The organism is Stenotrophomonas sp. YJH_SMC_64 (assembly GCF_059371375.1).
This window is the reverse complement of sequence record NZ_JCAFUN010000002.1, coordinates 116,636-134,457: the sequence shown is the minus strand read 5'-3', so window position 1 is coordinate 134,457 and position 17,822 is coordinate 116,636. Positions and strand designations below refer to the sequence as shown.

Below are 17,822 nucleotides of genomic sequence, written 5' to 3'. Positions count from 1 at the left end.
TCCTTTCACCGGGATAGTCAGATCGCGGCCCGGGGGGCGCCAGTGTCCATGGAGCGTGTGCTTTCCCTCAAGGCTTCAGTAGTGCCTGCCTGGCGGGGAGCGTCCCGTGCTTCGGTCAACACCATCCTGAGCCTGTTGCCACTCAGGTCCATGTGGCCCGCGTGTGCGAGCACTCGGCCCAGCAGCTGCTCGTTTGCCAGCGCCTTTGCACGGCTTCCCAGTGATGCGTGGCGGTCCAGAAGAGCCACGCAGATGAAGGCACCACGCTTCCGGAAGGAGCTTCCGCAGCGGATACTGACCGAGATCTGTCCACACTCGCACTTCAATAGAAGCGAGACCGCATCGACCACGAGTCGATAGGCAGCAAGCTGCAGGCCGACCTCGAGTGCACAGGGGTCACCCGTCAACCTCGGCTGGCCGATGCGATGCGTAGCATTCCATGCCTCGCGCACACCGCCAGCCTGCAACGCCACGTACAGGCCCAGCTGTTCCAGGGCGGCGGGATAGATCATGCTGGCCTGGGCCCGGAACAGGCGCGAATGCACCTCCGAGGTATGCCGCAGGCTGTCGGCCACGGCGTGATGACCCTGCGCATGCAGCCAGTTCACCATTTCGTTCAGCGACAGGTCCATGCCATCGCCCAGTTGGCGCAGGTGTGCCGCCCGTTCGCGCAGGTCCATCTCGCTGGCCAGGTGTGAACTCCGCGCAAGCTGCAGGGCCGTTCTGCCATCTTCCTCGCGCAACCGGTGCTGGTTCTGGAAGTGGGTGATGCGCGCGCCCAGCAACAGCAGGGCGATGCTGGCGATGGCCATGGCCTGCTGGGTAGCGAAGGTAGCCGGGTCGAATGCCGTCGGATGGTCGGCGGGGGTGCTGAGGCCAAGAATCATGTTGACGGCGGCGACACCGATGGCCGCACCGCGCCATCCCAGCAGGCAGGTCAGGGCGATCGCGGGAATAGGCAGGATCAACAGCAGCTGCAGCGAGCCGGGGGCCGTGATCGAGGCCGGTACCGGCGTCGCCTGCAGGCCAATGACCAGCATGGCGCCGAGTGCTGTGACCGTGGCCGCGACAGACCCGGTTGTCCATTTTTCCTCGGCGCGGCGGATCCACAGCAATGCCAGGGGTGCCAGGATCAGGATGCCGGTGAAGTCGCCCAGCGCATAGCGCAATACGTTGGTGATGAATGACGCGTTCTGCAACGGCTCCCAGAGCAGGTACGAGATTCCCAGGTTGAGCAGACTGATGACCGTCGCGGCGCATACCGCAATGGAGATCACGCCGACGATCGTGGTGCGTGCCAGCAGTTTCCGGTGCAGGCGCACGATCAGCATCACGGCAGGCATCAGGAACACCGAGGCCAGGATTACCCAGGTCAGGTTGTATTTGCTGATCAGGGGGATGCGCAGATGCGCGAAGTAGGCGTATTCACCCATCAGCAGGTAGGGCCAAAGACGGGGCGGGCACAGCAACAGCGCGGCCACCCGCACGCCGGCAGGCAGGAAGAACTGGTCCAGTGACAGCTTGCGCGCACCCCAGCAGGCGAGGGCATAGAGCAGCGCCAGCGCCAGCCCTTCTGGGCTGACCCGTATCCTCACCAGCAGGCCGTCCTTCCACCGCTGCATCCACGTGCTCCCCAGCTCCTGCGCCGATTATGTGGCTGGGAAGGGCCCCGCTACCACAACGCATCCCGCAGCTTGTACCACGACATCGCCGCCACCAGCAGGGGCGTGCGCAGCAGCCGGCCGCCGGGGAAGGGCGCATGCCGCAGGCGCTGGAACACGTCCAGGCGCTCGCTCTGGCCGGCGATGGCGGCGGCGATCACCTCGCCGGCCAGTCCGGCGGCGGCCACCCCATGGCCGGAGAATCCCTGCGCGAAGTACAGGTTGCCGTCCAGCCGGCCCCAGTGCGGGGCGCGGTTGCGGGTGATGTCCACGTAGCCACCCCAGACCTGGTCCAGCACCACGTCGGCCAGCTGCGGGAAGACGTCGTGCATGCGTCGCTGCATCACCCCGCGCAGGCCGGGCGGGGGCAGTGCCGAGTAGCTGGCGCGGCCGCCGAACAGCAGGCGGTGATCGTGGCTGAGGCGGAAGTAGTCCAGTGCCCAGGCGGTGTCGGCCACGGCCATGTTGTTGCCGATCAGGGCGCGGGCACGTTCTGCGCCCAGTGGCTCACTGGCACCGATATAGGTGCCCACCGGCATGATCCGCCGTTCCAGCTCGGGCAGCAGGCCCTGCAGCCAGGCATTGCCGGCCACCACCAGATGCATGGCGCGCACGCTGCCCTGGGCAGTGTGCAGGCTCGGCCGTGGCCCGCGCTGGATGCGCACGACGGGCGAATCCTCGTGGATGACCACACCTGCCGCGCGCGCTGCATCGGCCAGACCGCGTGCATACGCCAGCGGGTGCAGGTGTGCGCTGAGCGGGTCGAACATCGCGGCGCGGTAGCGCGGGCTGTCCAGCTGCGCGCGCAGAGCGTCACGGCCCCACCACTGCATGGGGTAGTCGTAGTGGCGTTGCAGGTGCTCGCAGTTGGCGTGCAGGTCACGCTCGTGGCGTTCACGGATGGCCACGCTGGCGTGGCCTTCAACCCAATGGCAGTCGATGCGGTGGCGATCGATGCGCGTGCGCATCGCCTGCACCGCGTCGCGCGACCAGTCGAACAGGTGGCGTGCATCATCACGACCCAGCTGACGCTCCAGTTCGTCCACCTCGCAGCCGTAGCCGACCAGCGCCTGGCCACCATTGCGGCCGGACGCGCCCCAACCGATCCGCTGCGCCTCCAGCACCACCACGCGCTGGCCACGTGAGGCCAGTTCCAGGGCCGCGGTCAGGCCGGTGTAGCCCGCACCAAGCACTGCGACATCGGCCTGAACCTCGCCCTGCAGCGGGGGCAGCGCGGGTGGTTCGGGCAGGCTGGCGGCATACCAGCTGGGCGGGAACGCGGCACTCACCGCAGGCCTCGCGGGCGCAGTGCGGTGGAGGAGAGCGGGGGAGGACGATCAGCATTCACCCGAGTAGTTTCGCCGATGCGTGACAGCCATGGTGTGACGGCGACGACTTGCCGCCTTCGCCGGACGGCGGGTAACGTGTCGGCACGCCAAGGAGTTTTCCCATGCGCCGCCTGCCCTGGGTGGGCCTGCCCACCGACAGCACCGTGCTCGGCCATCACCGTTTCGCGGTGGCCGGCGAGAAGTACGTGCGCGCGCTGGCCGAGGCCGCCGAGGTGACCCCGGTACTGTTGCCGAGCATGCAGCCGCCGCTGCCGGCCAGCGACTGGCTGCAGGGGCTCGATGGCCTGCTGTTGACCGGTGCGGTCAGCAACATCGAACCGCAGCATTACGACGGCGGTCGCAGCTGGCCGGGCAATCCGCATGACCCGGCCCGTGACGCCAACGCGTTCGCGCTGCTGCACGAGGCGCTGGCGCTGGACCTGCCGGTGCTGGCGATCTGCCGCGGCCTGCAGGAGCTGAACGTTGCGCTGGGTGGCACGTTGCATCCGCAGGTGCACGCGGCGCCCGGTCTTTCGGATCATCGTGAAAACCCGAAGGCGCCGGTTGATGTGCAGTACGGGCCGGCCCATGCGGTCGCCCTGGCGGCGGATGGCTGGCGCAGTGGCAAGGCGGTGACCGCGCACAGGTCAATTCGGTTCACGGGCAGGGCATCGACCGACTGGCACACGGGCTGCAGGTCGAGGCCAGGGCCGATGATGGACTGGTCGAGGCAGCGCGCAGCCCACGCCATCGTTTCGTGCTCGGCGTACAGTGGCACCCGGAGTGGCGTGTCATGGACTCGCCGTTCTATCACGCTATTTTCCGTGCGTTCGGCCAAGCTTGCCGGCAGCACCAACAGAACCGACTGGATTCCCGATGAGTTCCCGAACGCGCCCGCGCAAGACGGCTACGCCCCCCGCACCGCAGGAAAGCAGCCTGCTGCGCTGGCTGAAGGAGCGGCGCATCACCGAGGTCGAATGCCTGGTGCCGGACATCACCGGCAACGCGCGCGGCAAGATCATTCCCGCCGACAAGTTCTCGCATGATTACGGTACGCGGCTGCCCGAAGGCATTTTCGCCACCACCGTCACCGGCGAGTTCCCTGATGACTACTACGAGCTGACCTCGCCGTCGGACTCGGACATGATGCTGCGTCCTGATCCGGACACGGTGCGCATGGTGCCGTGGGCGGCCGACGCCACCGCGCAGGTCATCCACGACTGTTACACCAAGAACGGTGAGCCGCACGAGCTGGCGCCACGCAACGTACTGCGCCGCGTGCTGGCGGCCTACGCCGAGCTGGGCCTGCGCCCGGTGGTGGCGCCGGAGCTTGAGTTCTTCCTGGTGCAGAAGAACACCGACCCGGACTTCCCGCTGCTGCCACCGGCCGGCCGCTCCGGGCGCCCGGAAACCGCGCGGCAGTCGTACTCGATCGATGCGGTCAACGAATTCGACCCGATCCTCGACCTGATGTACGACTACGCCGATGCGATGAAGCTGGATGTGGACACGCTGATCCACGAATCCGGTGCGGCGCAGCTGGAGGTCAACTTCACCCATGCCGATGCGATGGACCTGGCCGACCAGGTGTTCCTGTTCAAGCGCACCATGCGCGAGGCGGCGATGCGCCACGGCGTGTATGCCACCTTCCTGGCCAAGCCGATGGAGAACGAGCCGGGCAGTGCCATGCACATCCACCAGAGCCTGGTGCGGGTGAGCGACGGCAGCAATGTGTTCGCTGGCGATACCGATGCCGAAGGCGAGTTCAGCCCGGTGTTCGGCCACTATCTGGGCGGCCTGCAGAAGTACGCGCCGCAGGCGATGGCGTTCTTCGCGCCGAACGTGAATTCCTACCGCCGGCTGGTGTTCGGCGAAGTCTCGCCGAGCAACGTGCACTGGGGCTTCGACAACCGCACCTGTGGCCTGCGCGTGCCGCTGGACACGCCGGAAAACATGCGCGTGGAGAGTCGTTTCGCCGGTTCCGACGCCAACCCCTACCTGGCGATGGCGGCGACCCTGGCCTGCGGCCTGCTGGGCATCCGCGAGCGGTTGGCACCGGATGCGCCGGTGACCGGCAGCGCCAAGGAACTGGGCTACAACCTGCCGCGCTCGCTGGGCGAAGCGCTGGATGGGCTGGAGCAGTGCAGCGAACTGCAGGCCCTGCTGGGCGAGCGCTTCTGCCGGGCCTACATCTCGGTGAAGCGCAAGGAATACGAGACCTTTTTCCGTGTCATCAGCTCGTGGGAGCGCGAGTTCCTGCTGCTGAACGTCTGAGCATCCGGAATAGAAAAATCCGCCGCCGGGGGGTAGGCTGGCACCCGTCGCCGGCCCCGCCGGCCCCCCTTCCCGCATTCTGGAGCACCCGATGAAGCTGCGTATCCTCACGCTCGGCCTGGCCTCCGCCATGCTCGCCGCCTGTGGCGGTGGCAATGGCGGCGCGCAGGACAGCCAGGTCCTGAACGTCTACAACTACAGCGATTACATCGCCGAGGACACCATCCCGACCTTCGAGAAGGAGAGCGGCATCAAGGTGACCTACGATGTGTTCGACAGCGATGAGATGGTCGAGACCAAGCTGCTGGCCGGCAACAGCGGCTACGACGTGGTGGTGCCGACCCTGAACTTCTTCGGTCGCCAGATCCAGGCCGGTGTGTTCCTGCCGCTGGACAAGAGCAAGATCCCGAACCTGGCCAATCTCGATCCGGCGGTGATGAAGCGCATCGCCACCCAGGACCCGGGCAACCAGTACGGCGTGCCGTACATGATCGGCACCACCGGCATCGGCTACAACGTGGAGATGCTGAAGCAGCGTTTCGGTGGCAGCACCGACATCGCCAACAGCTGGGACCTGGTGTTCAAGCCGGAGAACATCAGCAAGATGAAGGACTGCGGCGTGACCATCCTGGACACGCCGGCCGACATGATCCCGATCGCGCTGCATTACCTGGGCCTGGACCCGCACAGCGGTGACCCGGCCGAGCTGCAGAAGGCGGCCGACCTGCTGAAGTCGATCCGACCGTACGTGCAGAATTTCCACTCCTCGCAGTACGTGGGTTCGCTGGCCAATGGCGGCACCTGCCTGGTGGTCGGCTGGTCGGGTGACATCATCCAGGCCCGCGACCGCGCCGAGGAAGCCAGCAATGGCGTGCACGTGGCCTATTCGATCCCGAAGGAAGGCGCCCCGCAGTGGTTCGACATGCTGGCGATCCCGAAGGACGCCAAGCATCCGGAGGCCGCTTACGCCTTCATCAATTACCTGCTGCAGCCGAAGGTTGCCGCGGCAAACACCAACTTCATCCACTACGCCAACCCGGTGCCGACCGCGACCCCGCTGGTGGATGAGGCGATCCGTACCGACCCGACCATCTACCCGCCGGCCGACGTGGCCACGAAGATGTTCACGTATTCGATCAACACGCCGGAGACCGACAAGCTCTACACCCGGCTGTGGACCGAGGTGAAGACCGGCCGTTGAGCCGGCCTGGTGCCGCCGGGTCATGCCCGGCGGCTGCCTTACCCTGGGTCGATGCCGGTACTCCCGCTTCGGCCCAGGTGCCGCAGGATGGCAGGCAGCAGGTCGCGTGCATCGCGACCGCCGTTGCACAGGAACGATGAACTCATCCGCTGCAGGTTGTGCATGCCGATGAAGAACAGCCCCGATTGCGGGGAAACACCGAATTCGCCGAGCGGGTAGCCATGTGCATCCAGCGCGCCCGGTACGTCGAGCCAGGGCCATTCGGCGACGAAGCCGGTGGCCAGCACCACCGAGCGGATGCCTTCCGCCTGCAGATCCAGTTCACGCGGGGCGGCGTCCGGCTCCCAGTGCAGATAGACCTCCTCCGGAATGTAGCGGGCATCGTCGGTGCGTGGCTCGGGACGCGTGGCGTAGTACGCGCTGGCCAGCGAATCGAGATAGGCGTACTCGGCCTGCGTGGCCTCGATCGCGGTACGCAGCTGCGGGCGCACATCGGCGAAGCGGGCGACGTTTCCATCGAAGCCCTGCAACCGGCCCAGCAGCCTGATGCCCGCGCGGTGCATCGCCAGCAGGCTGATCGAGCTGCCCAGGCCACCGTTTCCCTTGCCGGAAATAAGCGGGAACTCCGCGGTGCGGGCCTTGCGCAGTGCATCCGGTTCCCCGGCAAGTACGCCCGCCGCTTCACTCACATGTTGATGGATGCGCCCGGCCATGTCCCACCAGGTCATCGAGTCCTTGCCGCGCAGCCGGCGGGTATGCGAATGCCGCTGGGCCAGTGACCAGTTCACGCTGCGACCGCTGTCGCGCAGGTCCTGGGCGATCTGCGCGCCGGACTGCCCACCCCCGATGACCAGCACGGCGCCATCGGGTAGCTGACGGGCACTGCGGTAGTCGCCCGAGTGCAGCACGGTCAGGCCTGGCGCGGGCGCGAACGGGACCCGGGGCATCCGTGCGCGGCGGTATTCACCGGTGGCGACCACCACTGCGCGGGCATGGATCAGCCCCTGGCTGCTGTGGATGGCGTAGCCACCGGGCCCAGGCCCAACCCGATGCACCCCGCATCCCTCGTTGATCGGCAGGGAACGCTCGTGGGCATAGTCGCGGAGGTGCCGGATCACCTCCGGGGCGCCCATGAAGCCATCCGGGTCATCGCCGGAATAGGCATGACCATGCAGGGCCATCGTCGCGTTGGCGGTGTTGGTCTGGAACGACTCCCAGCGCCGCTGCCAGCTGGCGCCTACGGTTTCGGCCTCCAGCACGCGATGCTCGACGCCGGCTTCCTGCAGGAGCGCGCTGAGCGACAGCCCGGCCTGGCCGGCGCCGATGATGACCAGCGGCAGTCTTGCAGGCAGGGAGCCCGGCAGGCGGGGCGGGAAAGGGGAGGGGCTGTCCGGGGAAATCACCAGTGTGGGTCCATGCAAGGCCTTGATCAGGGCCATTGCGCGGGGAATGCCCCGGGCCTTCAACAGATCCGGTTCTGAAAAACGTTGCAGATCGAGGCGTCGCCTGTGGTGTCTGGCCGGGACGACCGCAGGGTCGTCCCGGGGAGCCCGGGCCTTTGCGCGGGCAGGCCACCATGGCGGGGGAAAACCGACACTCCTGGGGCCCCCGGAGCCGGCCAGCGGCCGCTTCCGCCTGCCGCCGTCATATCCCCTGGGCCCCCCGGCCGTTAGAATGGCGGCCGCTGTCCACCGCCCGCTCCCGGAGCCCCCATGCCCGTTGAAGCCCAGCCGGTAGCCGCCGTCGTCGACACGACCGGTGTGCCCGGCTATCTCTCCATTCGTGACCTGCGCAAGGAATTCGACGGTTTCGTCGCCGTCGACGACGTCAACCTGGACGTGCGCAAGGGCGAGATCTTTGCCCTGCTCGGTGGCTCCGGCAGTGGCAAATCGACCCTGCTGCGCTGCCTGGGCGGCTTCGAGACGCCCACCAAGGGCAGCATCACCCTCGATGGCCAGCGCCTGGACGCGCTGCCGCCGTACCAGCGGCCGGTCAACATGATGTTCCAGTCCTATGCGCTGTTCCCGCACATGACGGTCGAGCAGAACATTGCCTTCGGCCTGAAGCAGGATGGCCTGGGCAAGGATGCGATCGGCAAGCGCGTGGGCGAGATGCTCGACCTGGTGCAGATGGGCCACCTGGGCAAGCGCAAGCCACACCAGCTGTCCGGCGGCCAGCAGCAGCGCGTGGCGCTGGCGCGGTCGCTGGCCAAGGGGCCGAAGCTGCTGCTGCTGGACGAGCCGATGGGCGCGCTGGACAAGAAGCTGCGCTCGCAGATGCAGCTGGAACTGGTCAGCATCATCGAATCGTCGGGCGTGACCTGCGTGATGGTCACCCACGACCAGGAAGAAGCGATGACCATGGCCACCCGCATCGCGGTGATGGATGCCGGCTGGATCCAGCAGGTCGGCAAGCCGGACGAGGTCTACGAGCAGCCGGCCAACCGCTTCGTCGCCGAGTTCATCGGTTCGGTCAACCTGTTCGACGGGGTGATCGACGAGGACCTGCCGGAGTACGTGACCGTACGCTCGCCGCTGTTCCCGGCGCCGATCTACATCGCCCATGGCATCACCGGCTATGAAGGGCAGCCGGTCGCGTTCGCGCTGCGCCCGGAGAAGGTGATGATCGGCAAGGACGAACCGGAAGGGCACACCAACAAGGCCCAGGGCGTGATCGAGGACATCGCCTACTTCGGCAGCCATTCGGTCTACCACGTGCGCCTGCCCAGCGGCGCCAAGGTACTGGCCAACTTCGCCAATTCGCAGCGCTGGGCCAGTGATGGCCTCACCTGGGGCGACGAGGTGTGGGTGCACTGGCGCGACAACGACGGCGTGGTGCTCACCTCATGAGCACCGCCGGCCTGAAGCGCTGGCTGCCGGGGCTGCGTGCCACGGTGATCGGCATTCCGTACCTGTGGCTGCTGCTGTTCTTCGCAGTGCCGTTCCTGATCGTGCTGATGATCAGCTTCTCGCTCAGCCGGGTCGGCTCGCCGCCGTACACCTGGCTGTTGCAGTACGCCGACGGCGGTTTCTCGCTGAAGCTGAACCTGGAAAACTACCTGGCGCTGTTCCGCGATTCGATCTATGCCCAGGCCTTCCTGAGCTCGATCAGGATCGCGGCGATCTCGACCTTCCTGACGCTGCTGATCGGCTATCCGATGGCCTATGCCATCGCGCGCCTGTCGCCCGCCGCGCGCAACGTGGCGATGATGCTGGTGGTGCTGCCGTCGTGGACCTCGTTCCTGATCCGCGTGTATGCATGGAAGGCGATCCTGGACCGCAACGGCCTGCTCGACCAGTTCCTGCAGTTCACCGGCCTGCAGACGCTGATGACGTCGATGGGCCTGCCGAAACTGCAGCTGATCGACACCCCGACCGCCGCCTACATCGGCATCGTCTACTGCTATCTGCCGTTCATGGTGCTGCCGCTGTACGCCAATCTGGTCAAACATGACCACCGCCTGCTGGAGGCGGCCTACGACCTCGGTGCCAAGCCGTGGCAGGCGTTCCTGCGCATCACCCTGCCGTTGTCCAAAGCGGGCATCATCGCCGGCTGCATGCTGGTGATGATTCCGGCCATCGGTGAATTCGTGATCCCGGAAATGTTGGGTGGCTCGGAGACGCTGATGGTGGGCCGCCAGCTGTGGAACGAGTTCTTCAACAACCGCAACTGGCCGGGCGCCTCGGCGATGGCGGTGGCGATGATCCTGTTGCTGCTGGTGCCGATCCTGCTGTTCAACCGTTCCCAGCAGCGCCTGCTGGAAGGGAAGCAGGCATGAGCCCGCGTAGCGCAAAGGGCCTGGGGCTGGGCGTGCTGCTGCTCGGCTTCGCCTTCCTGTACCTGCCGATCCTGCTGTTGATGTTCTATTCGTTCAACAGCTCGCGGCTGGCGATGGTCTGGGCCGGGTTCTCCACCCGTGCCTACAGCGACCTGTTCGCCGACCGCGCGCTGATGGATGCGATGTGGACCAGCCTGGTGGTGGCGTTCTGGACTGCCTGCACGGCCACCGTGCTGGGCACGCTGGCAGCGATGGTCATGACCCGCTTCAAGCGCTTCCGCGGCAAGCCGCTGTTCGGCGCGCTGGTGACCGCACCGCTGGTGATGCCGGATGTGATCCTGGGCTTCTCGCTGATGGCGCTGCTGGCCTCGATGGGCGCGATTCCCGGCTTCCCGGCACGCGGCCTGGCCACCATCTGGATCGCCCACGTCACCTTCACCCTGTGCTTCGTCACCGTGGTGGTGTCCTCGCGGCTGCAGGAAATGGACCTGTCGCTGGAAGAAGCGGCGATGGATCTGGGCGCCAGCCGGCTGACCGTGTTCGGCCGCATCACCCTGCCGATCATCGCGCCGGCGCTGGTGGCGGGCTGGCTGCTGGCGTTCACCCTGTCGCTGGATGACGTGGTGGTGGCCAGCTTTGTCGCCACGCCGGGCTCGACCACGCTGCCGATGAAGGTGTTCGCCTCGGTGCGCATGGGCATCAGCCCGAAGATCAACGCGTTGGCCACGCTGCTGGTGTCGGCGGTGTCGATCGCCGCGGTGATCGGCTGGTACATCAACGCCCGCGCCGAGAAGCGGCGCCAGCGCGACCTGCAGCTGGCGCGGCAGGACAACGGCTGAGCACACGGTCTGCCGACAACGCCGGCAACACCCGGCTCACAGCCGGCGGCGCACAATGGGGGTCTTCCAGATGGAGATCCCCCATGACTGTCGAGATCGTCGACCCGGCCACCGGACAGGTGACCTACCGCCATGAACTGATGGGCGCAGCCGACATCGAGCAGCGCCTGCAGGCCGCTGCCGATGCATTTCCGGGCTGGGCAGATCGCTCGCTGCAGGACCGCGGCGCCATCCTTCGCCAGATTGCTGCGCAGCTGCGCACGCGTCGCGACGACCTGCAGCAGGCGATGACGCACGAGATGGGCAAGCTCAAGGCCGAGGCGCTGGCCGAGATCGACAAGTGCGCTGCCGCCTGCGAGTACTACGCCGACCACGCGGCCGACTATCTCAAGCCGCAGCTGATCGATACCGAAGCCCAGCGCAGTTACGTGCGCTACGAGCCGATCGGCTGCGTGTTCGCGGTGATGCCGTGGAATTTCCCGATCTGGCAGGTGTTCCGTTTCCTCGCCCCGGCGTTCATGGCTGGCAACGTCGCCCTGCTCAAGCACGCCAGCAACGTGCCGCAGTGCGCCGACCTGATCCTGGCGGTGTGCCGTGACGGCGGCCTGCCTGATGGCGTGTTCGACGTGCTGCACATCGACAACGACCAGGCCGCCGACGTGCTTCGCGACGCACGGGTGAAGGCGGTGACGCTGACCGGCAGCGAGCGGGCAGGGCGCTCGATCGCCTCCAATGCCGGCAGCCAGCTGAAGAAGTCGGTGATGGAGCTGGGTGGCAGCGATGCCTTCGTGGTGCTCGACGATGCCGACCTCGACAAGACCGTGGCTGCGGCAGTGAAGTCGCGCTTCGACAACAGCGGGCAGACCTGCATCGCGGCCAAGCGCTTCATCGTGGTCGAGGCGGTGGCCGATGAATTCACCCGTCGCTTTGTGCAGGCGGCAGGCGAGCGCCAGTACGGCGATCCCGATGAGCGCGGTACCACGCTGGCGCCGATGGCTCGCGCCGACCTGCGTGACGAACTGCACAAGCAGGTGCAGGCCAGTGTGGCCAAGGGCGCGCGGGTGCTGATCGGTGGTGAGCCGATTGCCGGCACCCATGCCGGCTATCCGGCCACGGTGCTCGACCAGGTCGGCCCGGGCATGCCGGCGTATGACGAGGAGCTGTTCGGGCCGGTGGCCGCGGTGATCCGGGTCAAGGATGAGGCCGAGGCACTGCGCGTGGCCAACGACACCCGCTTCGGCCTGGGCGGCAGCGTGTGGACCGGCGATCCGGTACGCGGCGAGCGCTTCGCGCAGCGCATGGAATGCGGTGCGGCGTTCGTCAACGCCATCGTCAAGAGCGACGCGCGGCTGCCGTTCGGCGGCAGCAAGCAGTCAGGCTTTGGTCGGGAGCTGGCTGACCATGGCATCCATGAGTTCATGAACATCAAGACCGTCTACGTGGCTTGATCCCGAACGGTTGCCGGCCGTTGGCCGGCATTGCCGGGTTGCCGGCCAGCGGCCGGCACTACCAGAAGCGGGGCATGTGCCACGACCAACGGTCGTGGCCTACCGGATTGCAGGGTATCGACGCCCCCCGTGCATGGTGGGTATCGACGCCCACGTGCATGGTGGGTATCGACCGTTGGTCGATACGCGCTACAACCACTTCGCGCGCTTGAACAACCGATACAGCCCCACGCACACACCGCCCACGCCAACGATCATCAGCGGGTACGACCAGGGTTCGCTCAGCTCCGGCATGTGACTGAAGTTCATGCCGTACCAGCTGGTGATCAGCGTCGGCGCGGCGAGCAGGGCAGCCCAGGCGCCCAGCCGCTTGACCGTCTCGCCCTGCGCCAGTGTCACCAGCGAAAGGTTCACGCTCAGCGCGGTGCCCAGCATCTCGCGCAGGGTGTCGATCACATCGCTGATGCGCACCGCATGGTCATGCACGTCACGCACGTAGAGCTTCACTTCATCGGGAATCAGTTCGCCCTGGTAGCGGCGCAGCTGCGCCAGCACGTCCTGCAACGGCGCCACCGCCATCCGCATCTTGTTCAGTTCGCGCTTGAGCTCGTACAGCCGCACCACCGTGCTGCGCTTGTAGGTGTCGGCGAAGATGTCCTTTTCCAGCAGGTCCAGGGTGTCGCGGAAGCGGTGCACGATCGGCAGGTAGTTGTCGACCACGAAGTCGGTCACCGCGTACAGGCAGTACGACGGGCCCATCTTCAGCAGCTGCGGCTCGCGCTCGACGCGTGCGCGCACCGGCGCGTAGGACAGCGAGGCGCCGTGGCGGACCGTCACCAGGAAGCGCGGGCCGAGGAAGGCATGGGTTTCGCCATACTGGATGCGTTCGTCGACCATCTGCGCGGTGGTCACCACCACGAACAACGAGTTGCCATAGGTCTCGACCTTGGGCCGCTGGTGCGCGTTGCGCGCATCCTCGATGGCCAGGTCGTGCAGGTAGAATTCTTCCTGCAGTTTCAGCAGCACGTCTTCGTTGGGGTCGTACAGGCCGACCCAGACGAAGCCGTTGCCGCTGGCAATGACATCGCTGATGGCATCCAGGCTGATGTCGTGGCGCTTGCCCTCGTCATCGTAGTGGACGCAGTTGATGACGCAGGTAGGGTTGGCCGAAGCGGGGGCGGAAGCGGAGGCGGGCAATGACATGCCCGCCATCGTGCGTCAGGGCCGTGTTTCGGACAAGTGAGGACGACGCGCCAGCACCCACGCCAGTGCCACGTGCACCGGCAGCAGCAGCACGATCCACTGCACGTTGTACTGCGCCTGCAGGCTCAGCCAGTGCAGCACCAGCGCGGCCACCGCCTGTACCGCCAGCAGCCACAGCACGATCCTGAACATGGGTCCCGGCACGCGCCGGCGCAGCAGTGCGATCGCGCCCGGCAGCAGCAGCACGGCCAGTGGCGAAAGCAGCAGCAGGTTGCGGTTGGCCCATGCGGCGTAGTGGATGCTGAAGCCCCACAGGAACACCAGCACGCCACCGAACAGGGCGCACAGCAGCCAGAACGGCAGGGCCAGCCCGGCCAGCAGGCGCGGGCGGTTGCGCAGCGCCAGCACGCCAGCGGCGATCACCAGGCCACATAGCAGCCACGGCCACCAGCGGCGTGCGAACTCCTTCGGCTCCGGATCGATACGGTGCGGCAACAGTTCCTGTTCGGACTGCACCAGCGGCCGGCCATCGCTGTTGCGTGCCTGGCGCAGGGCATCGGCCAGGCGCATCGGAACGAACGCTTCCTGCCAGCGCGACAGCGGCTGGTCGGCGAACGGTCCGAGGCCTACATCGAAGCCCAGCCACATCCATGGTGCCGGCGAGGCCAGACGGACCGATTCACTGCGATAGGTGTTGCCACGCGAGCGCCCCGACAGCTGCGACTGCAGGCCGCCGCCGAGCGCCTTGTCCAGCGTGTCGCGCACCATCGTGGCGCAGTTGGCGGTGTAGTAATCGTAGTGGTAACGCGCGTTTTCCGGCTTGGCCCGCTCGGCCAGGCCGGCGGCCAGCGAGCGCGCCTGGTCCGGGCGCAGGTCCAGCCATTGCACGCTGGCGCCACGGCCGGTCTCGTCGTAGTACGACAGGTCCTGCTGCAGCGGCAGCGCCACCAGGTAGTACATCATGTCGCCGCGCGCGAAGCGGCTGATGAAATCGTCCTCGGACGGATCGAAGTAGCCGAAGTTGTACGAGGTCGCTTCACCGCTGAGCGGATCGACCACCACGATGGCGTCATGGCCGAAGCGTTCGAAGAACACCGTGCCCGGCTGCATGGTCACCACGCCGATGCGCGGAGCAGGGGCTTCAGCGCTGGCCGCGGGCACGGCAGGTGTGGCCGGCGCCGGCTGCGCGAAGGCGGCCAGCGGCAGGGCCATGGCCAGCACGTAGAGTGCCAGCCACACCATGAGGATCAGGCCGCGGCGCTTCAAGCGTCGTCCTGCGCGTCCGGCGGCAGCACGGTCACGTGGAAGGCCTGTACCCGGCGCGCATCGGCGCGGGCCACGCGGAACATGAAGCGGTCCAGCGCCAGCTCGTCACCGACTTCCGGCAGGTGGCCCACGGCCTCGGTGACCAGGCCACCGATGGTGTCGTAGTCCTCGTCGGAGAACGTCGCGCCGAAACGCTCGTTGAAGTCGCCGATCGGGGTCAGCGCGTCGACCACGTACTGGCCGTCGGACTGGATCGCGATCTGCGCCGAGGGATCCTCGGCCTCGTCATGCTCATCGTCGATCTCGCCGACGATCTGTTCCAGCACGTCCTCGATGGTGACCAGGCCGGCGACACCGCCGTACTCGTCCACCACGATGGCCATGTGGTTGCGCGACAGGCGGAACTCCTTCAGCAGCACGTTGAGCTTCTTCGCTTCCGGGATCAGGACCGCCGGGCGCAGCAGCTCGCGCACGTTGGCCGGACCGTTGTCGGCGACCACGCCGCGCAGCAGGTCCTTGGCCAGCAGGATGCCAAGGATGTCGTCCTTGTTCTCGCCGTGCACCGGGAAGCGTGAATGGCCGGATTCGACCACCTGCTTCATCAGTTCCAGGAAGGGCGCTTCAACCGGCAGCGAGACCATCTGCGAGCGCGAGATCATCACGTCGCCCACGGTCAGCTCGGCCACCGAAATGGCCCCTTCCATCATCTTCAGGGTATCGGCGGCGATCAGACCCTCTTCCTGCGCGGTGTGCAGGACAGCGACCAGCTCGTCGCGGGTATGGGGTTCGCCGGAGAAGGCGGAGGTCAGGCGTTCAAGCCAGCCGCGCTTCTTTTCACTGTGCTCCGCAGGGGAGCTACTACTGTCGTCTTCTGACATCTCTGGAAAAAAGGCACCCGGCAGGCCGGGCGTTGACCCAAGTCTAGCAGGATGTGATGGCCTGTCAGTGACTGCCGGTGGCCGGGGCTGGGGCGGCCGCGGCCGGCGCCTCTTCGGGCAGGTCCAGGCTGTAGGTGCAGCCGGCCAGGGTCTTGCCCGGGTGGGAGGCCACGGTGGAGACGCTGAGGATGATCGACTCGATCTGGGCCTCGCCGGTCTTCGGGTCGGTCACGTCGCGGCTGACCAGCTCGCGGCCGGCCATGAACTTGCCGTCCTGGTCGTAGCCGGTCTCCAATTCCAGCCGTTTGGCCAGCGGGCGTGGGTCGGCCTGGTCGAGGACGGCCATGACGCTGGCGCCGGCCACCGCCACCCGATCGGTCTGTTGGCCGAAGACGGTGATCGGGCTGGCCAGCCGGAACTCGCTCATGAACTGGTTGCCCTGCGGCAGCGGCTGCAGGCCCTGGGCCACGGCCTTCAGCGGATCGGCCAGCAGCGGCGCCAGCGCGGCCTGCTCGGCCACGCCCTGGCGGCATTCGATCAGGGCCGGCAGGTCCAGGCGGGTGGCGAAGGCGGAGGGAGCGGCGAGGGCACAGAGCAGGGGCAGACAGCAGCGCAGTGACACGGTCGGTTTCCGCAGGCGAGGGGCCGCCATCATAGCCCCGGCGAGCGCCGGAACAGCCCGCTGATAAGGCGCAGGAAACCGGTCATCGCCCGCCGTACGACCATCAGTGAGAGAGTCAGCACGACCGCAAGCATGGCGACCTGCATCGATTGCCCCGCGATGCGCGCCACCGCCGGCCACAGGCCCGGGCTGGTCAGCCAGGGCATCAGTTCCGCCGCGGCTGTCCTGGCCACTTTCATGTAGATCACGGCCAGCACGAACAGCACCAGCAGCGAGGTGCGGCTGGCGTGGAAGAACGGGAGTGCATTGGCCGGCCTGCCAAGCCACTGCTGCAGCAGCGTTCGCCACAGCACTGGCAGGGTCAAGGCACCGACCAGTATCAGCACCATCGACGTTTCCCACAGCCCCGGCAGGTGGGCGGGTTCCGCTCTACCTGTGAGGTGCGGGCCGAACATGCCGATCGCCAGCCCGGCCAGCAGGCACACGGGCGACAGCAGGGCCAGGCTGCGCGGCAGCCAGTGCCTGCCGCCGGGGTCGCGGGCGCTGATGCGGCGCAAGGTGTAAGCGCCCAGCACCAGCAGGCCCGCGAGCAGGCCTGCGGCCATCGCAAACGTCGTGAAGCTGTTCCCTGGGTTCATCCTTTTTCCTTCCGCGTCCTGGCCGGTGTTGAACAATAGCTCAGCGCATGGGCTGGCACTCCAGCCGTGGCGCAGTCAGGGCGGATTCCAGCGCGTGGCCGCTGGGTACCAGCGCAGCCTGACCGGGTAGCCCAGTCGCGCCTGCAGGTGGTCACGCACGGCCGCCGCCGTCGCGCGGTTGGCTGGGGTATCCCGCAGCTCCACCTCCAGCTCCCCGGTCTTGACATCCAGGCCATGGCCGAACAGGTCAGGCAGCTGGGCCCGCAGCCAGTCCTGCTGTGCGTGCAGCCGGCGCGTCATCTCCGCTTCGGTCATCGCGGCGCCGGTGATGTAGCGCACACGTTGCGGGCCATCCGCCCCTGGATGTGTCTCATCGGCCTCGGGTGCGGCGCCTGTCAGTCGCACGACAACGTTCCAGCCCCTCGCATTGTCCACCCAGATGCCGGCCAGACGTGCCGCGTGCCGCGCTTCCAGGCGCTCGATCAGTGCCCGTTGCTGGGCAGTGGCGACGATGTTGCGGGTGTCGCGCTCGCTGCTGCCGAAGAACGCCCGTAATTCGGCGATCTTTGCGGCGATGTCGGCCTCGCTGTCGCTGGCGGGGAACGGTGAGGGACGGTCAGGATCGGGCATCAGGCCTGCCCCGGACTGCAGTAGCGCGGCAAGCACAAGTGCGGGCAGGGTCATGC

At 67.1% G+C, this 17,822-nt stretch carries 15 protein-coding genes and 1 pseudogene; 7 read left to right on the top strand and 9 right to left on the bottom strand.

What is annotated here, in order from left to right; translation table 11 throughout:
• Positions 1–17: 17 nt before the first annotated feature.
• On the bottom strand, positions 18–1,622 hold the full coding sequence (locus AC5P9L_RS02355; RefSeq protein ID WP_227415188.1) for an MASE1 domain-containing protein: 1,605 nt from the start codon (positions 1,620–1,622) through the stop codon (positions 18–20).
• Positions 1,623–1,672: 50 nt separating this feature from the next.
• Complete coding sequence (locus tag AC5P9L_RS02350) at positions 1,673–2,950, bottom strand: NAD(P)/FAD-dependent oxidoreductase (RefSeq protein WP_012479655.1); 1,278 nt, start codon at positions 2,948–2,950, stop codon at positions 1,673–1,675.
• A 161-nt stretch (positions 2,951–3,111) separates the two neighbouring features.
• Between AC5P9L_RS02350 and AC5P9L_RS02345 the strand changes: the two are divergent.
• From AC5P9L_RS02345 to AC5P9L_RS02335, 3 genes and pseudogenes are all read left to right on the top strand, one after another.
• Positions 3,112–3,869: pseudogene (locus AC5P9L_RS02345) on the top strand (gamma-glutamyl-gamma-aminobutyrate hydrolase family protein).
• Entirely contained in the window at positions 3,866–5,263 is a 1,398-nt protein-coding gene (locus tag AC5P9L_RS02340) for a glutamine synthetase family protein (protein ID WP_005408818.1), read from the top strand. Before AC5P9L_RS02345 ends, AC5P9L_RS02340 begins: the two are co-directional and overlap by 4 nt.
• A gap of 91 nt (positions 5,264–5,354) precedes the next feature.
• Positions 5,355–6,464: a polyamine ABC transporter substrate-binding protein gene (locus tag AC5P9L_RS02335; RefSeq protein WP_111193822.1), complete on the top strand. Its 1,110-nt coding sequence runs from the start codon at positions 5,355–5,357 to the stop codon at positions 6,462–6,464.
• Positions 6,465–6,502: 38 nt separating this feature from the next.
• Here the strand turns inward: AC5P9L_RS02335 and AC5P9L_RS02330 are convergent, their stop codons facing one another.
• Positions 6,503–7,903 carry a flavin-containing monooxygenase gene (locus AC5P9L_RS02330; RefSeq protein WP_495230534.1) on the bottom strand — a complete coding sequence of 467 codons (1,401 nt, stop codon included), beginning with the start codon at positions 7,901–7,903 and terminating at the stop codon, positions 6,503–6,505.
• Positions 7,904–8,176: 273 nt separating this feature from the next.
• On the opposite strand from AC5P9L_RS02330, the gene AC5P9L_RS02325 reads away from it, so the two are divergent.
• From AC5P9L_RS02325 to AC5P9L_RS02310, 4 genes are all read left to right on the top strand, one after another.
• A complete protein-coding gene (locus AC5P9L_RS02325) occupies positions 8,177–9,313 on the top strand; it encodes an ABC transporter ATP-binding protein (protein ID WP_005412791.1) in 1,137 nt (378 codons plus the stop codon).
• Complete coding sequence (locus AC5P9L_RS02320; protein ID WP_005408822.1) at positions 9,310–10,242, top strand: ABC transporter permease subunit; 933 nt, start codon at positions 9,310–9,312, stop codon at positions 10,240–10,242. The genes AC5P9L_RS02325 and AC5P9L_RS02320 overlap by 4 nt, the downstream gene beginning before the upstream one ends.
• On the top strand, positions 10,239–11,081 hold the full coding sequence (locus AC5P9L_RS02315; protein ID WP_005408823.1) for an ABC transporter permease subunit: 843 nt from the start codon (positions 10,239–10,241) through the stop codon (positions 11,079–11,081). The genes AC5P9L_RS02320 and AC5P9L_RS02315 overlap by 4 nt, the downstream gene beginning before the upstream one ends.
• A gap of 83 nt (positions 11,082–11,164) precedes the next feature.
• Entirely contained in the window at positions 11,165–12,529 is a 1,365-nt protein-coding gene (locus AC5P9L_RS02310; RefSeq protein WP_005408824.1) for an NAD-dependent succinate-semialdehyde dehydrogenase, read from the top strand.
• A gap of 189 nt (positions 12,530–12,718) precedes the next feature.
• Here the strand turns inward: AC5P9L_RS02310 and AC5P9L_RS02305 are convergent, their stop codons facing one another.
• The 6 genes from AC5P9L_RS02305 to AC5P9L_RS02280 form a co-directional block, all read right to left on the bottom strand.
• On the bottom strand, positions 12,719–13,741 hold the full coding sequence (locus AC5P9L_RS02305) for a magnesium and cobalt transport protein CorA (RefSeq protein ID WP_076739110.1): 1,023 nt from the start codon (positions 13,739–13,741) through the stop codon (positions 12,719–12,721).
• Positions 13,742–13,747: 6 nt separating this feature from the next.
• Entirely contained in the window at positions 13,748–14,998 is a 1,251-nt protein-coding gene (locus AC5P9L_RS02300; protein ID WP_060380905.1) for a lipoprotein N-acyltransferase Lnb domain-containing protein, read from the bottom strand.
• Positions 14,995–15,876: a CorC family transporter gene (locus tag AC5P9L_RS02295; protein ID WP_005408827.1), complete on the bottom strand. Its 882-nt coding sequence runs from the start codon at positions 15,874–15,876 to the stop codon at positions 14,995–14,997. Before AC5P9L_RS02295 ends, AC5P9L_RS02300 begins: the two co-directional genes overlap by 4 nt.
• A gap of 64 nt (positions 15,877–15,940) precedes the next feature.
• Positions 15,941–16,528: a hypothetical protein gene (locus AC5P9L_RS02290; protein WP_172711786.1), complete on the bottom strand. Its 588-nt coding sequence runs from the start codon at positions 16,526–16,528 to the stop codon at positions 15,941–15,943.
• Complete coding sequence (locus AC5P9L_RS02285) at positions 16,528–17,136, bottom strand: hypothetical protein (protein ID WP_114618479.1); 609 nt, start codon at positions 17,134–17,136, stop codon at positions 16,528–16,530. Before AC5P9L_RS02285 ends, AC5P9L_RS02290 begins: the two co-directional genes overlap by 1 nt.
• A 75-nt stretch (positions 17,137–17,211) precedes the next feature.
• A complete protein-coding gene (locus AC5P9L_RS02280) occupies positions 17,212–17,820 on the bottom strand; it encodes a hypothetical protein (protein ID WP_049402731.1) in 609 nt (202 codons plus the stop codon).
• Positions 17,821–17,822: the final 2 nt, after the last annotated feature.

Coding starts and splice junctions, on each gene's coding strand:
- AC5P9L_RS02290 (WP_172711786.1), bottom strand. CDS start 16,528: ATGGCGGCCCCTCGCCTGCGGAAACCGACCGTGTCACTGCGCTGCTGT.
- AC5P9L_RS02355 (WP_227415188.1), bottom strand. CDS start 1,622: ATGCAGCGGTGGAAGGACGGCCTGCTGGTGAGGATACGGGTCAGCCCA.
- AC5P9L_RS02325 (WP_005412791.1), top strand. CDS start 8,177: ATGCCCGTTGAAGCCCAGCCGGTAGCCGCCGTCGTCGACACGACCGGT.
- AC5P9L_RS02315 (WP_005408823.1), top strand. CDS start 10,239: ATGAGCCCGCGTAGCGCAAAGGGCCTGGGGCTGGGCGTGCTGCTGCTC.
- AC5P9L_RS02335 (WP_111193822.1), top strand. CDS start 5,355: ATGAAGCTGCGTATCCTCACGCTCGGCCTGGCCTCCGCCATGCTCGCC.
- AC5P9L_RS02285 (WP_114618479.1), bottom strand. CDS start 17,136: ATGAACCCAGGGAACAGCTTCACGACGTTTGCGATGGCCGCAGGCCTG.
- AC5P9L_RS02320 (WP_005408822.1), top strand. CDS start 9,310: ATGAGCACCGCCGGCCTGAAGCGCTGGCTGCCGGGGCTGCGTGCCACG.
- AC5P9L_RS02305 (WP_076739110.1), bottom strand. CDS start 13,741: ATGGCGGGCATGTCATTGCCCGCCTCCGCTTCCGCCCCCGCTTCGGCC.
- AC5P9L_RS02280 (WP_049402731.1), bottom strand. CDS start 17,820: ATGACCCTGCCCGCACTTGTGCTTGCCGCGCTACTGCAGTCCGGGGCA.
- AC5P9L_RS02340 (WP_005408818.1), top strand. CDS start 3,866: ATGAGTTCCCGAACGCGCCCGCGCAAGACGGCTACGCCCCCCGCACCG.
- AC5P9L_RS02330 (WP_495230534.1), bottom strand. CDS start 7,903: ATGGCCCTGATCAAGGCCTTGCATGGACCCACACTGGTGATTTCCCCG.
- AC5P9L_RS02295 (WP_005408827.1), bottom strand. CDS start 15,876: ATGTCAGAAGACGACAGTAGTAGCTCCCCTGCGGAGCACAGTGAAAAG.
- AC5P9L_RS02310 (WP_005408824.1), top strand. CDS start 11,165: ATGACTGTCGAGATCGTCGACCCGGCCACCGGACAGGTGACCTACCGC.